Source organism: Geomonas diazotrophica (genome assembly GCF_019063885.1).
GTDB lineage: Bacteria > Desulfobacterota > Desulfuromonadia > Geobacterales > Geobacteraceae > Geomonas > Geomonas diazotrophica.
Map to the genome: position 1 here is coordinate 738,575 of NZ_CP077684.1, position 13,926 is coordinate 752,500.

Genomic DNA, 13,926 nt, shown 5'->3' on the forward strand with positions numbered 1-13,926 from the left:
TTTCTGTCCCTTGAATTATATCACGCTGCCGCAGAAACTCCCACACTCACAGTCGCGGGGCCTGAATCGGGAGTGGCGAACCTTTTATATTGAAAGATCAGTTTTTCGGGCCATACTTGTGCACTGGTTGCAAGAACGCGAATGAGGTTCAAGGAGGGAAAGTATGAAGCGCAATCTGTTGTTATGTCTCTCGGTGCTGGTTTGCCTCGCCCTTTCGGGCTGCGTCACGAGCGGTACTTACAAGCAGAAGGAGCTCGAGGCCCAGAACCTGGACAAGAGCCTCCAGGAGCAGAGGGGGCAGTACAACATCCTGATGGGGGAAAACGACCAGCTGAAGAACGAGATCAAGCGGCTCACCACCGAGCTGGCCGCCATGACCGGAGAGAGGAACGCGCTGACCGCGGACAAGAAGGGGCTCGAGGAGACACTCAAATCCACCTCGGACGCGAAGAACCAGAAGATCGGCGAGCTGAGCCAGAGGGTGGGGGAACTCACCGCCAAAACGGGGGAGCTGACCCAGAAGACGGCAGACCTGGAGGCGGAGAACAAGCGTCTCAAGGATGAGGTGGCGCGCCTGCAAAAGCAGAAGGAGGAAGTCCAGAAGACCAGCAAGACCTACGGCGACCTCCTGGAGCAGATGAAGGGTGAGATCTCCAAGGGGCAGGTGACCATCTCGGAGCTGAAGGGAAAGCTGACCGTGAACATGGTCGATTCCGTCCTCTTCGATTCCGGGAAGGCCGAGGTGAAGCCGGAGGGGCTGGTCGTGCTGCAGAAGGTGGTCGACATCCTGAAGACCGTGAAGGATAAGGCGGTCAGGATCGAGGGGCATACCGACAACGTGCAGATCGTGGGGCAGCTCGCCAAGCGCTACCCCACCAACTGGGAGCTCTCGGCGGCGCGCGCCATCAACGTGACCCGCTATCTGCAGCAGCAGGGGCTCGATCCGGCGCTCCTGGGGGCCGTGGCCTACGGCGAGTTCAAGCCGGTGGCCTCAAACGACACCGAGGAGGGGCGCGCCAAGAACCGCAGGATCGAGATCGTGCTGGTGGCCAAGGACTAAAACGAAAAGCGCTCACGCAAAGACGCAAGGACGCAAAGAACGACAAAAGGCCCGGGGGAATCTCGGGCCTTTTTGTTTTAAACCTCACCTCGGAGGCGCGACGGTGCGCAGGGGACGCGAAGGAAAGACCCTTCCACGGAGAAATGAACCTCGATCTTTACCCGGCGTCCCCCCTGCTCCGCCTTTCCCGGTTTGGAGGTCGGACAAGAAGGTGGTACAACTAAGGGAGATGGTTAACGCCGAAACCGAAGGAGCTTCATGATGACCACGCCCAGCGATACCTCGTTCTTCCAGACCCTTTCGCTCGCCGACGATGTCACACTGCGCCGCCGCTTCATGGTGGTGGACGAGGACCTTTTGGGCAACATGCGTTTCGGGATGCTCCTCGAGGTCCTGGACAAGGTCGCGGAGGAGACGGCGCTCAAGTACGTGAACCGGTTCTACCCGGATGCGCGGGTGGTGACGGCCGCCATAGACAACATCATCGTCCGCCACGTGGCGGACGTGACGCGCGACATCGTCTGCGAGGCGCGCATCAACCACGTGGGGAGGTCCTCGCTGGTGATCGGGATCCGCGTGGAGCAGCCGGGAGACCCGGCGAACCACGTGGCATCCTGCTACTTCACCATGGTGGCGCGGTCGGGGATGGGGGAGGGGGCGGTGAGCGTGGCCCTGCCGCCGCTTGAGTACGTGACGGAAAGGGAACAGGCGCGGGCGAAAAAGGCGGTGGCACGCCGCGAGGAGCACACGCAGCAGCAGGCCCTCACCTCGGAGCCTCCCAGCAGCGACGAGTACCGGATGCTGGCGGCCTTGCACAAGGCGCAGGACGAACCGGGGTTCCAGGGTCTCCTCGCGGGACGCCTGGTGGCGGATTCCTGGGAGAGGATGTACCCCGAGTTCGAGAACGTGCCGCAGAAGATCTTCGGGGGGTACCTGGTGCGGCGGGCCTACGAGCTCTCCTCGATCTGCTCCGAGCTGGTGGCGCCGGACCGGTCGGTCATGGCGGCGGTGAACCGGATCAACTTCTTTCACCCGGTGCGCATGGGGGACAAGCTGCACTACACCAGCCGGGTGGTGTTCACCTGCGGCAGCTACATCTGCGTTGAGGCGAACATCGAGCGCATCAGCCGCGACCGGACCAGCAAGGCGCTTTCCAACTCGTGCCTGTTCACCTTCGTCAACGTGGACCGGGAGCTGCGGCACAAGCCGGTGCCGGCGGTCTATCCCACCACCTACGCCGAGGACGCCAGGTACCTGGAGGCGGAGCGGAGCTTCAAGGCGCTGTCGGAACACCTGGCTTAAAAGCGGTTCTACGTTCTACGTTCGAAGCGGCAAACTTGCTTTTCAGTTTTTCGATCCGGCGAGACCCCTGCCGTGGCAAAAGGGGGCGGCTTCGCAGCTGGCGCACATCGAGGGAATGCCACGGGCTGACGCGATCTGCACGGCCTGCTCCTGCACCTCACCGGAAACACCTTCCGGCGCGATCACCAGCGCGTCGACCCCTTCCATGTTTTCCAGGGTGGTGACCAGCGCGGGATGCACCATGCGCAGGTCAAAACCCGCCCGCGCGGCCGCACCCATCCAGCCCCACCCTACCGTTTTTTCACTCCCCACTACCGCTATGCACATAGCCCCCCCTTTTTGACCTTCCAAGGCGCCGCTCCGTTTCGAGAAATTGAATTTTACTTTCAGTAACACCGTATGCCGGCTCTTGTCAATTCAAAAACCGGAGCGGGCAAGGGGGGGGTAACCTGCGGAAATGACAAAATCCGCAAGGGGAGGGGGACAATGGCAGCTCTCCCCGGATTCACCGGCAAGCGCCGCCTTATTTTTTGCATATTTGCAAGTCCCGCTTTGCTTTTTCGCGAAATGGCCGAGGGGACAAGCTCTGTTTCAGGGGGGGCGACATGCTCTTAAAGAAAATCTCCTGTGGAAAACTTAAGAGGAATTGGAACACGATGTTGTGTTAAAGTTGCGCATCTTGCGACATTTTTGAGCACTGCGGGACGGCTTGGTCTCCCCTGCCGCACGTGGTACCGCACATTTCGGGTGTGCCCCGTCAATTGGTATACATCATGCTATTTCACGGACACACCACTTTATCACTGCTTTACTGAACGGAGCAGAATCGAGGGCCGAGATGGACACTTACACGATCGATGTCGAACTGGAACACTACTACGGCGACCGCATGGCAACCAGCAGCAGGGAGGCGTGCCGTCGTTTCTACCTGCGCGCGGTGTCGCGCTGCAACGGCGCGGAACTGGAGCGCTACCTGAAGCTGGTAAAGGCGCACGCCTCGGTGTACTCCTCGGTACACCACATGTTTCGCTCTCCGTTCAAGCACGTCGAGCTGCCGCTTTTGCTGACGAGCCTCGTGCTCCTCATCTCCAGCCTGGTCATGGTCTTTTACGGTGAAACCAGCGCCCTCATCGCCGGCGGTACCTCTGCCGGGCTGATCGGCGTGCTGCAGTGCGTCCGGCAACTGATCAGGAACTGGGAGCAGCATTCGGTGCGCGAGGCCGTGTTCACCGAGTTCGCTGAATTCCTGCAACGGGAGACGCTGCAGTAACCAGGCAAAAAACAGCACCGTTCGCCAAGGAGAAAATCCGGGGGCATCCGGACAGACCGCTGCGAGGGGTTTTTTCTCGACTCCTGCCTCACCCGGATTTTTTCGGATGTTCCTCGTGGCCAATGGTTTTAAGGTTTTCACCGCTGCGCTTTTCGGTATAGTATTTCCTGCCCGCAATTCATTCCAACGATGGAGGTAGGAAACATGAAACGCCTGATTCTTCTCAGCCTGGTTCTCGTTATTGTTTTGCCCATGACTGCGTTCGCCAGTCTGGATTCGTTCCTCTCCAGCCTGAACGTCCAGGCCCGCGCCGACATGTCAGGTTTTTCCGCCAAGGTGAGCGCCCAGTTCGGCGTACCGACCGCCAAGGTGCAGATGGTGCTGCAATCGGTCCCCGAGCCGGCGGACGCCTTCATGCTGTTCCAATTGGGACAGTTCTCCGGGAAACCCGTGGACCAGGTCTACCAGGTGTACCAGCCCAACAAGAAGAAGGGGTGGGGCGCCATCGCCAAGGAACTGGGGATCAAGCCGGGCTCGGCTGAGTTCCATGCGCTCAAGAGGGGAGATCTCCGCCTGACCGGGCAGCCGATGGGACACGGGGGACAGGACGATTCCGGCCCGGGTAAAGGGAAGGGTAAAGGGCACGGCAAGGGGCACAACAAGTAAATTCACCGGCAGGGATCGAATACATCAAAAAAGGGGCCAGGCGTTTTCGCCTGGCCCCTTGCCGTTTCGCGTCTCTCCCCCTTCTTCAGAGCCGGAACCGCCGCACCAGGTTCTCAAGGGTCTGGGCGTTGAGCGCCAGTTGGGAGGCCGCAGCCGCCGTCTCGTTGGCCCCGCGCGCCGTGTGCTGCACCACGTCGGTGACCTGCTGCACGTTCATCGTGATCTCGCTGGTGGTCGCCGTCTGCTCTTCGGCCGCGGTGGCGATCTGGTTGATCTGCGTGGTGACCTCGCCGATCTGCTCCAGGATCATCTGCAGCGCATCGCCCGACTGCTGCGATGACTGGGTCCCCTTTTCCACCTCGGCCACCCCCTCCTCCATGGCGCTTACCGCCGCCTTGGTCTCGTCCTGGATGGCCTTGATCATGTTGCCGATCTCCTTGGTGGCCTTGGTGGTCCGCTCGGCCAGGGCGCGCACCTCGTCGGCAACCACGGCGAAGCCGCGTCCCTGCTCGCCGGCGCGGGCCGCCTCGATGGCGGCGTTCAGCGCGAGCAGGTTGGTCTGGTCCGCGATGTCCTGGATGGTGGCGATGATGTCGCCGATCTGCTCCGATCTCGCCCCGAGGCTCTCCACGGTGCCGGCGCTCTCCCTGACCCGGTCCGCGATGCGCACCATCCCCGCGATGGTCTCCTGCACGACGTGCCCCCCCTGGTCCGCGGACGCGCTGCTCTGTCGGGAGGACTCGGCGGCGCGGGCGCAGTTCTGGGCGATGTCGCCGCTGGTGGCCGCCATCTCCTCGCTGGCGGTGGCCACCGAGCTGGTCTGGGAGGCAAGCTCCTCGGCCCCGGTGGCGATCTGTTCGGCGGTGGCCTTCAACTGCTGCGATGCCGAGGCGATCTCGCTGGAACTCTCCGACACCCTCCCCAGCATCTCGCGCAGGTTTTCCACCACGCGGCGGGTCGAGTCGGCCAGGTGCCCCAGCTCGTCGTTTCCGGTAAGGGTGATGGACACGGTGAGGTCGTTTTCGGCCAGGCGGTCGTTGGCGGCGATCAGTTCCGCGACCGGGGCGGTGATGCTGCGCACGATCATCAGCGCCAGCAGGATGGAAAGGACAACGGCTGCGACCAGCAGGGTTATCACCACCAGGCGCCCCTGGTCGATCATCTGCTTCGACTCCTCTCCGACCCGCACCATCTCCTTGTCCTGGTGGGAGAGCATCTTGTCGATCGCGGCGAAGAAGGCGCTCTGCGCCTTGCGCATCGGCCCGATCAGTTCCTGCCCGGCCTTTTCCCTGTCCCCCTCCTTGATGGTGGCGATGACATGGTGCTGGGCCTCCTGGTACGCCGTCCTGGCATCGATCACGTCCTTGAGGGCGGCCTTTCCCGACTCGCTGTGAGCGGTCTTCTTGAGCTCCTCGATGCGCTTGTCGGCGGCCTGAAGGGATTCGACGATGCGCTTTTCCTCCTTCTGCACCTCCTGCGGGTCCTGAAGGATCACCATGTTGCGCAGGCCGCGGGCCACGACGTTGATCTGCGACTTGAGGTCGTTGAGCGCCACGGTCTTGGGCCACTTGTCCTCGATCAGGGTCCGGACCTTGCCGTCGAAGACCGCCATCCTGTTGATGGAGTATCCTCCGACCACTGTCATAAGGACCACTACCACGGCAAAGGCTACCCCAAGTCTTGCACTAAGCTTGACTCCCGAAAAGGTCATCGTTCTCTCCTTCACAGTTGCTGGTCTCAGAAGCGCCTGTCAGAGCATCTCATTGTCCTGTCTTTCAATATCGACACAAAGTTTAATTATCTTAAGTGAAAAAGCCGGCCCGCCTGTCCCTGTTCCGCTTTGCCGTTGGCATGCAGTTCTAAACATCATACTGTAATTAACAGTATGTGGGGCGGGCTGAGAGAGCAGGGGGGAGTCATGATGTCGGCAGTTTTGTACGGCGGGACCGCATTGGCGGTGTTGGTGTCCTGGCGACTGGATCCGGACAAGACCGGGCGGGCCTTGCGCATCGGCGCAAAGTCGCTGCACGGCCTGGCCCCGCGCATCCTGGGGATGGTGGCCCTGGTCGGGCTGGTGCTTGCGCTGGTTCCGCCGGAGCTGATCAGGAAGCTCTTCAGCCACGGCGGGGTCGGGGGCTTCGCCCTGGTCTCCGCCATCGGGTCCATCGTGACCATGCCTGCGCCGATCGCCTTCGCGCTGGTGGGGTCCCTTTTCAAGCTGGGGGCCGCCCCGGCGAGCCTGGCCGCGTTCGTCACCACGCTCACCATGGTGGGGGTCATGACCGCGCCGATGGAGATCTCCTGCTTCGGGAAACGCTTCACGCTGATGCGCCAGGCGCTGTGCTTCGTGACGGCCATCGTGATCGGGCTGGCCATGGGGGTGCTGCTGTGAAGGTCAAGCTCGTCGACTACCGGCTCTTCCTGGTCGTGCTTGCCGCGAACCTGCTCCTCTATCCCTGGCAGCCGGCGACGGCGCGGCTGTCAGCGCTCAACTCCACCGGGTTTCTCCTGGAGGTGCTCTCGATCGTGCCGCCGGTCATGGTGCTCATGGGGCTCCTGGACGTCTGGGTGCCGCGCCGGCTGGTCGAGTCGCACCTCGGCCCGGACTCCGGCGCGGTCGGGGCCGGGGTCGCCATGCTGCTTGGGACCGCGGCCGCCGGGCCGCTCTACGCCGCCTTCCCCGTGGCGGTCTCCCTGCGGAAAAAGGGGGCGCGCCTGGCCAACATCGTCATCTTCCTGGGGACCTGGGGCGCCATCAAGATTCCCATGATCCTGATGGAGAGCAGTTTCATCAGCCTGCGTTTCGCGCTGCTGCGGCTTTTGCTCACCGTCCCCTGCATCCTCGCCTGCGGCTACCTCATGGAACGGCTGCTGCCGGAACAGGAGCTTCAGGCGCAGCCGGACGCGGTGGACGCCTGAAATCACGCCTTCGCCCGCTAACGGAACGGAAATACAGCCCGAGAAAGGAACCGTCCATGCCTCCCAAACGAAAACAGCAGTACCGCCACCTCCCCGCCTTCATCCTGCTTGCCCTGGCGCAGGAGCCGAGCCACGGCGGCGCCGTCCTGAGCGCGCTCTCCCAGCGCATGCCGCTTTCCAGGCCGGACAGCGCGGCGGTGTACCGCACCCTGCAACAGCTGGAGGAGGAGGGACAGGTGGCTTCCAACTGGGACACGGGCGGCAGCGGCCCGGCCCGCAGGGTGTACCGGCTCACCGAAGCGGGATGGCAAAAGCTCGACAGCTGGCGCGAGGACATCGAGGTGCGCCTGGGGTATCTCAACTGCTTCCTTGAGACCTATGCCGACATCAGAAGTCACAGAGCCCGGTAATCAACGGGTGCGAAAGGGAGCGGCGCCTTATGGACCAGGTCGAGCAGGAGGACAAGGAAGGGTAACCCGCCGGAAAATTGCCGTTCGCGCCACATTTCTCTGGAGTATACGTTTTACCTGTGGTAAAGCTTCTGCCCAAATTCATCTGAGCCTCTCCGAGCCTCGCCGCCTAAAAGGACCTCCTCATGGCTGCGGGCCAACGGGTGCTGCCGGAAACGGCGGCGCCTCCCTTTTGGAAAGGAGAGCCTTGCGGCAGAGCGGAGACTCCGAACTGTTAAAGGCCCCTTTCCATCCAGGATCGGGGCTTTTTATTTGTCCAACGTTATGTAACTTGTAATACAACGGTCAGGAGTGAAAAACAGATGCGGATAGCCATTTCAATCGACGATACCGACAACCTCGAGAGCAGGGGGACCGGGGAGATCGCCTCCCTGATCGCCGAAGAACTGCAGCAACGCGGGTGGGGCAGCTGCAGCTACATCACCCGACACCAGCTCTACGTGCACCCGGACATCCCCTACACCTCGCACAACAGCGCCATGTGCTTCTTCGCGGACGTGGGCGAGGGGTGGCTGGAACCGGTCATCGAGTACGTCTCGGAGTTCCTGGAGAAGGAGAGCGCGCCCGGTTCCGATCCGGGGCTGTGCGTCGCGGTGCCGGCCCGGATGACGGCGCGCAACGAGCTGATCGGTTTCGGACGCCGCGCCAAGCGCGAGGTGATCGGGATGGACGAGGCCTACGACCTCGCCAGGCGGCTGGGTGTGCACCTCTCCCAGCACGGCGGCACGGGGCAGGGGGTGATCGGCGCCCTGGCCGGCGCCGGGCTCAGGATGTCGGGCAACGACGGCCGTCTCAAGGGGTCCCTGGAGTTCGCCCAGCCGTACCGGATGCTGCGGGTGGACGAACTGCTGCAGCATCCCGTGGTCGACGTGGTGAAGAGCGTGACCGGCGAGGGGCTGAAAGACGAGGACCTGGTGGTGCTGGGTGAAAAGCCGAAGACTGTGCTTCTGGATGGGGCGTCGGTGCTCCTGGTGGCAGCATCCCAGTCGTCGGACGCAAAGGCGCGCTGGCAGACGCTGCATCGCAAGCAGCTGAAGGCCTACTAGCATGTGGCGCTGCGATCAGAAGGGGAACAGGGAGTTCGCCCACGGCAAGGAAGCCTGGGTGTTGGCGGCGGAACAGGCCGGGGCCTGCGCGTTATTCGTGGCGGACGTCGAGGAGGAGCAGGTCGTCGAGGAGGAACTCTCCTGCTACAACTGCCGCTACCGGCGCTGGAGCGTGGAATCCTTCACCTGCCTGCGCCTGCCGCCGCTTTCGCTTGACGAAGGTGGACGGACCAATGGTTGGTCCGAAGGCGAGGACATGCACCACGCCCCATTTTACAGCTCCCCGTGAAACGAAGTCGCCGCCGTCCGGCTTGCGGCTACGGTCTTCATAACAGGAAGGAGTTGCTGGGGGGGCGGGGTCAGGCGACGCAGATGGCGTCGCACCCCTCGACGAATCCGGCCTGGCGGGTGCTCTGCCGGACCACCGCACGCGCGCCACGGGCGCCGACCGTCATCAGGAGCTTGGTGCCGTTGCGCTCGAGCTCCCCGGTGGAGAGGACCGGCGCGCCGTGCAGTTGCCGCCCGATCTTTTTCGGGTCGACATCGACCCACGCCTCGACAGCGATACCAACCTCGTGCAGTATCCGGTACCAGGCCCGCCCCTCGAGGCCTGCCCCCGCCAGGATCACCCGGCGCTCCCCTTTCAGAAATCCCTGCAGCAGGTGGTGGAGCTTGCAAAGCCGCATGGCGTGCGCCGCGTAGGCCGGGTTGGTGCGGGTGGTACGTTCCGGGCGCTCGCGCCAGAAGAGGAGCGTCGCGGGGAGCCGGGCGAAGCGGGTCCCGGCCGCCGCCAGGCGCAGCCACAGGTCGTAGTCCTCGGCCCACCCCATGTCGCGGTAGCCTCCCGCCTGCAGCACCTCTTTTTTCCTGAACATGACGCTTGGATGCACGAAGGGCGATTCGACGAAGAGGTCGGCGAGGATCGACTCGTGGCTCAACAGCGAGTTCTGCCACTGCTCGTAGCCGAGCATGCCGCTGCCGATCCGGCGCCGGGGGAAATGCTGGAAGCAGCTGGCCACGAGCCCCACCTCGGGGTGTGCGGCCATGTACGCGGTCTGCGCCTCGAGGCGGGCCGGGTGGGCGACGTCGTCGCCGTCCATGCGCGCCACTAGGTGCGAACGGCACTCGGCAAGGCCGAGGTTCAGCGCCGGGACCAGCCCCTGGCCACCGGTCGCGAGCACCCGCACCCGGGGATCGGCCGCGGCGGCACGCGCGAGAATCTCGTGGGTGCGGTCGGTGGAGCCGTCGTCCACCGCCACCAGTTCCCACTCCCGGAAGCTTTGCGCCGACAGCGATGCGAGTGCCGCCGGCAAGTGCTTCTCTTCGTTTCTGACCGGCATCAGTATGGACAGTGCCGGGGTGGTGGTCGCTGTGCTCATATATTTCTGATCCTTCCTGTGTGACGTTACCCGCCCACCTTACCAGCAGTCGGTCGGGTGCAAAAGAGAAAAAATCCTCCCTGTCCCCCCTGTCCTTTGCGAAAGGGGGGGAAGTGAGGGGGCGTGCTGCGCATCGTGGTCAACGACACCCCAGGTTCTTCAGAATTCTCTCAAGAAGAAAGAGGGAAACGCAAGGTCTCGTCCATCCCTCGGTGAAGAAATACACTCAGCTACGCGGCCTTTGAGTCACGAGAGCCCAGCCACCCATTCACTCCAGCTGTGTCGGCGGTACTGGTCCAGTAATTGTGGATTGTATTGGTAACAGTTGCCGTTTATGATAACTGTACCCTTTTGAAATGAGCCCAACTGTGACTGTGGCCTGGGATGGTTATGAGGTACAGTCGGCCTGTAACTTTGAAGAGTTGGCAGTTTCTGACGACGACAGCCCTGCGGCGCATCGATGCGCCGTCGGTGAGGACCGGGAGGTGGTATGGCCTTGGAAACGGTGAGAGACTGCAGGCCGCTGTACGAGCGGGTGGGGAGCGAGATCGTCTCGCTCATCGACGGGGGTACCTTCAGGGTTGGCGAGAGACTCCCCTCGATCCGGCAGCTGAGCTCCAAGCTCAACGTCAGCATCAACACGGTGATGCAGGCCTACGCGGTGCTGGAAGACCGCCGTGTCATCCAGGCGCGGCCGCAGTCCGGCTACTACGTCTGCCCCAAGGTCCCTGAAATCACGGCGCAGCCGCTGGCGAAGAACCCGCGCCTGCAGCCCACCGCGGTCACCTTCAGCGACCTGTGCGAGCTGGTGATCCGCAACCTGATGAAGCCGGAACTCCTTCCCCTGGCGAGCGCCGTCCCCAACCCTCAGCACTTTCCGGTGGACAAGCTGAACCGGATGACGGCAGCGGAAATGAGGCGTTTCGGAGCCCAGAGCATCTCCTACATGATGCCGCCGGGGAGCGAGCGGCTGCGCACCCAGATCGCCAAGCGCTCCCTGCTCTACGGCGTCAGCGTCCGCCCCGACCAGGTCCTGGTCACCTCCGGTTGCGTCGAGGCGGTGCAACTCGCCCTGCGGGCCACCTGCAAGGCAGGTGACACCATCGCGGTGGAATCCCCTTTCTACTTCAATTTCCTGCAACTGATCGCCGAGATGGGGCTGAAGGCCCTCGAGATCCCGTCTACGCCGAAGGAAGGGATCAGCATCGAGGCCCTGAGCTACGCCATCGAGAACAACAAGATCAGCGCCTGCCTGGTAATTCCCAACTTCAGCAACCCCCTGGGGACGCTGATGCCCGACGAGCGCAAGCGCGAACTGGTCCAGCTCCTGGCGCAGCACGAGATCCCGCTCATCGAGGATGACATCTACGGCGACCTGACCTTCGCGCAACAGCGTCCCCTCGCCGCCAAGTCCTTCGATCGCAAGGGGCTGGTGATCTACTGTTCGTCCTTTTCCAAGACGCTCGCTCCCGGTTACCGGGTCGGCTGGGCCATCGGCGGGAAATTCCAGGCCGAGATGGAGCGGCTCAAGATGATGAACAACCTGGCAACCGCGTCGCCGACCCAGCTCGGCATAGCGGAGTTCCTTGCCACGGGCGGTTACGACCATCACCTGCGCGCGATCCGCAGGCTCTACGCCAAGAACGCGTCGCAGATGACCGACGCGGTGGTGCGCCATTTCCCCGAGGGAACGCGGATGACGCGCCCCGGCGGCGGCTTCATGCTTTGGGTGGAAATGCCGGAGCAGGTGGACTCGGTGCAGCTGTTCCACCGGGCGCTCGAGCGGGGCATCAGCATCACGCCGGGGGCGATCTTCTCCCTGTCGGGCAAGTACCGCAATTACATGAGGCTGTCCACGGCGTTTTGGGACGAAAAGGCCGAGCGTGGCGTCGAGACGCTGGGGGGGCTGGTCAAGGACCTGCTGTAGAAGTTTGATCTTCAGGCGTAACGGTGCCGTTCCAGGTAGTGGGGAGTCGGAGGGGTGTTAGAGAAACCAGTCGTGATTATGTTTGCGTTATGAGGAAGCGAGGTAGATGAGGGAGCAGCAGCGGCATTTTCCGTAGCGTGCCGGGAGATAGAGTACGTTGATGGTGAGGCACTTTTTGCATTCCCAGAAGGTATAGCCGCTGACCTCGTGCCCCGCCTGTTCGGTGAAAAACCAGTGATAATAGGCATCCCAATCGTACTCGGGTTTCTGGTTCGCCTTTTCGATCAGTCGTTCCAGTAGCATGGGGCGCTCCTTGAAGAAGGATGACGTAAACATACAACCAAATAATACAATATCAACTGTGATTTTTTCTAACACCAAAGGATGTTTGTTGTCCATCTTGAATACATAACCTGCAGCAGGAACATGCGCCAGCCATGAAGTTCATGAATGGAATCGTTATTTCTAGATGGACTTCCCTTTTTGAAGAGCGGTAAAATGGGGCATCAGTAGATATCATCCTAAAGGAGGCGCTATCATGGCAGAAAGGATGAAGAGACCGATGACAGGCCTGATGATGCTGGTTGGCGGTGGGGTGCTCGGTGCTGGTCTGGGGCTTCTCTTTGCTCCCTGCGCAGGGGAGAAGAGCCGCAAGAAAATGATGCGCATGGGTAAGACGATCGGCAATAAGAGCGACCGGATCATGCGCGACCTGAGCAACAGAATGGACGATTTGGCAGATAGTATGGCCAGCATGAGCGGGAAGGCCGGCAAGTTCATGCACCTGCGTTAAAGAGAGTGACAGTTCCCCCTGCTGCAGATAGCTAAGAGATTGTGGCCCGCGGCTGAACAGCCGCGGGCCTTTCTTTGTCTTACCCCAGCCGGATCAGGGCAGCCCCGGCCACGATGAGGGCCGCCGAGATGAGGCGCATCCTGCCGAAGGATTCCCGCAGGAAAAAGATCCCAATCAGGACTCCGACCATGATGCTGACCTGGCGCACCGGAACTGCGTAGCCGACCCGCGCCATGTTGAGGCCGTAGCGGAAGCTCAGAAAGGAGAGCATCACGGTGGGGCCGCTCCACAGGATCAGGCGCCAGTTGGTGCGCCACTCCTCGGCGATGAGCTCGCGGTACTTGGGACGGGCCAGGTTGAGGGTCATCAGGGACAGCATCGCGATCACGAGAAAGTAGGTGAAGAAGACGGGGGGGTAGTCCCTCACGCCGGTCTTCTCCGCGATGGAACCTATGGAATAGATGAAGCCGGCCAGGAGGGCGGCGCGGACCGAGCTGTTTTTCAGATCGCGGAAGGGGCGGGTCACTTCGGCCAGCGACACCTTTTGCATCTGGACGCAGAAGGTTCCGAAGATGACCAGGAGGATGCCGCAGACCCCGACCAAGGAAAGCCGCTCCCCCAGCAGCAGTACCCCCCAGATCGGCACATATACCATGGAGGTCTGGGAGAGGGGATAGATGATGGAAAGGTCGCCTTCGCGGTAGGCGCGGCCGTTCAACAGGTGGTACAGCACGAAACTGACCGAGCCGATGGAGATCATGGTCAGTGTGTGGAGCCCGGGCCAGTGGAACGGTTCGTCCACTATGGCGATGATGGCGGTGAAGGGGAACATCGAGGCGATGAACATCCACCAGATGAAGACCGTCTTGTGCCGGCTCTGTTTAACCAGCGTGTTCCAGGTGGCGTGCATGACGGCGGAAAAGATGATGAGAGCGAAGGCGAGGTTGGACATGGCGCGGAGTATAACCGAGGTGGGGCGATAATGTGAACCATTTCGATGCGCTTGTAGTGTTAGAGAATTTTACTCATTAAATCGTTGACGGCGAAGATGCCCTTTGCTATAAAGCTGGACTCCGCAGCAACGACGTTCTTTG

At 62.0% G+C, this 13,926-nt stretch carries 16 protein-coding genes and 1 riboswitch; of the genes, 11 read left to right on the forward strand and 5 right to left on the reverse strand.

Annotated elements, in window-relative coordinates:
• Positions 1-163 precede the first annotated feature (163 nt).
• Together KP003_RS03185 and KP003_RS03190 are read left to right on the forward strand one after the other, a co-directional pair.
• Positions 164-1,060, forward strand: coding sequence for an OmpA/MotB family protein (locus KP003_RS03185; protein WP_216790492.1), 897 nt, complete (start codon positions 164-166; stop codon positions 1,058-1,060).
• A gap of 261 nt (positions 1,061-1,321) precedes the next feature.
• Positions 1,322-2,362: an acyl-CoA thioesterase gene (locus KP003_RS03190; protein ID WP_216790493.1), complete on the forward strand. Its 1,041-nt coding sequence runs from the start codon at positions 1,322-1,324 to the stop codon at positions 2,360-2,362.
• A gap of 42 nt (positions 2,363-2,404) precedes the next feature.
• On the opposite strand, the gene KP003_RS03195 is transcribed toward KP003_RS03190, so the two are convergent.
• Positions 2,405-2,689: a hypothetical protein gene (locus tag KP003_RS03195; protein WP_216500764.1), complete on the reverse strand. Its 285-nt coding sequence runs from the start codon at positions 2,687-2,689 to the stop codon at positions 2,405-2,407.
• A 511-nt stretch (positions 2,690-3,200) separates the two neighbouring features.
• Here KP003_RS03195 and KP003_RS03200 point away from each other — a divergent pair.
• Both KP003_RS03200 and KP003_RS03205 read left to right on the forward strand, forming a co-directional pair.
• Positions 3,201-3,632, forward strand: a complete 432-nt coding sequence (locus KP003_RS03200) for a GSU0071 family protein (RefSeq protein WP_216790494.1) — start codon at positions 3,201-3,203, stop codon at positions 3,630-3,632.
• A 204-nt stretch (positions 3,633-3,836) separates the two neighbouring features.
• On the forward strand, positions 3,837-4,298 hold the full coding sequence (locus KP003_RS03205; protein ID WP_216500766.1) for a hypothetical protein: 462 nt from the start codon (positions 3,837-3,839) through the stop codon (positions 4,296-4,298).
• Between the two features lie 85 nt (positions 4,299-4,383).
• Here the strand turns inward: KP003_RS03205 and KP003_RS03210 are convergent, their stop codons facing one another.
• Complete coding sequence (locus KP003_RS03210) at positions 4,384-6,009, reverse strand: methyl-accepting chemotaxis protein (protein ID WP_216790495.1); 1,626 nt, start codon at positions 6,007-6,009, stop codon at positions 4,384-4,386.
• Between the two features lie 207 nt (positions 6,010-6,216).
• On the opposite strand from KP003_RS03210, the gene KP003_RS03215 reads away from it, so the two are divergent.
• From KP003_RS03215 to KP003_RS03235, 5 genes are all read left to right on the forward strand, one after another.
• On the forward strand, positions 6,217-6,690 hold the full coding sequence (locus KP003_RS03215) for a permease (RefSeq protein WP_216790497.1): 474 nt from the start codon (positions 6,217-6,219) through the stop codon (positions 6,688-6,690).
• On the forward strand, positions 6,687-7,217 hold the full coding sequence (locus tag KP003_RS03220) for a permease (protein ID WP_216790499.1): 531 nt from the start codon (positions 6,687-6,689) through the stop codon (positions 7,215-7,217). The genes KP003_RS03215 and KP003_RS03220 overlap by 4 nt, the downstream gene beginning before the upstream one ends.
• Positions 7,218-7,273: 56 nt before the next feature.
• Positions 7,274-7,627, forward strand: a complete 354-nt coding sequence (locus KP003_RS03225; RefSeq protein WP_216790501.1) for a helix-turn-helix transcriptional regulator — start codon at positions 7,274-7,276, stop codon at positions 7,625-7,627.
• A gap of 141 nt (positions 7,628-7,768) precedes the next feature.
• Positions 7,769-7,886: riboswitch (molybdenum cofactor riboswitch) on the forward strand.
• Between the two features lie 103 nt (positions 7,887-7,989).
• Positions 7,990-8,733 carry a hypothetical protein gene (locus tag KP003_RS03230; RefSeq protein WP_216790503.1) on the forward strand — a complete coding sequence of 248 codons (744 nt, stop codon included), beginning with the start codon at positions 7,990-7,992 and terminating at the stop codon, positions 8,731-8,733.
• Position 8,734: 1 nt separating this feature from the next.
• Positions 8,735-9,022, forward strand: coding sequence for a hypothetical protein (locus KP003_RS03235; RefSeq protein WP_239027603.1), 288 nt, complete (start codon positions 8,735-8,737; stop codon positions 9,020-9,022).
• A gap of 70 nt (positions 9,023-9,092) precedes the next feature.
• Here the strand turns inward: KP003_RS03235 and KP003_RS03240 are convergent, their stop codons facing one another.
• Positions 9,093-10,112, reverse strand: coding sequence for a glycosyltransferase (locus tag KP003_RS03240; RefSeq protein ID WP_216790504.1), 1,020 nt, complete (start codon positions 10,110-10,112; stop codon positions 9,093-9,095).
• 490 nt (positions 10,113-10,602) lie between these two features.
• Here KP003_RS03240 and KP003_RS03245 point away from each other — a divergent pair, with 490 nt between their 5' ends.
• Positions 10,603-12,039 carry an aminotransferase-like domain-containing protein gene (locus KP003_RS03245; protein ID WP_216790506.1) on the forward strand — a complete coding sequence of 479 codons (1,437 nt, stop codon included), beginning with the start codon at positions 10,603-10,605 and terminating at the stop codon, positions 12,037-12,039.
• Between the two features lie 87 nt (positions 12,040-12,126).
• Here the strand turns inward: KP003_RS03245 and KP003_RS03250 are convergent, their stop codons facing one another.
• Complete coding sequence (locus KP003_RS03250; protein WP_216500774.1) at positions 12,127-12,342, reverse strand: hypothetical protein; 216 nt, start codon at positions 12,340-12,342, stop codon at positions 12,127-12,129.
• 235 nt (positions 12,343-12,577) lie between these two features.
• Here KP003_RS03250 and KP003_RS03255 point away from each other — a divergent pair, with 235 nt between their 5' ends.
• Positions 12,578-12,832, forward strand: a complete 255-nt coding sequence (locus KP003_RS03255) for a YtxH domain-containing protein (RefSeq protein ID WP_236027108.1) — start codon at positions 12,578-12,580, stop codon at positions 12,830-12,832.
• Between the two features lie 79 nt (positions 12,833-12,911).
• Here the strand turns inward: KP003_RS03255 and KP003_RS03260 are convergent, their stop codons facing one another.
• Positions 12,912-13,784 carry an EamA family transporter gene (locus tag KP003_RS03260; protein ID WP_216500775.1) on the reverse strand — a complete coding sequence of 291 codons (873 nt, stop codon included), beginning with the start codon at positions 13,782-13,784 and terminating at the stop codon, positions 12,912-12,914.
• Positions 13,785-13,926: the final 142 nt, after the last annotated feature.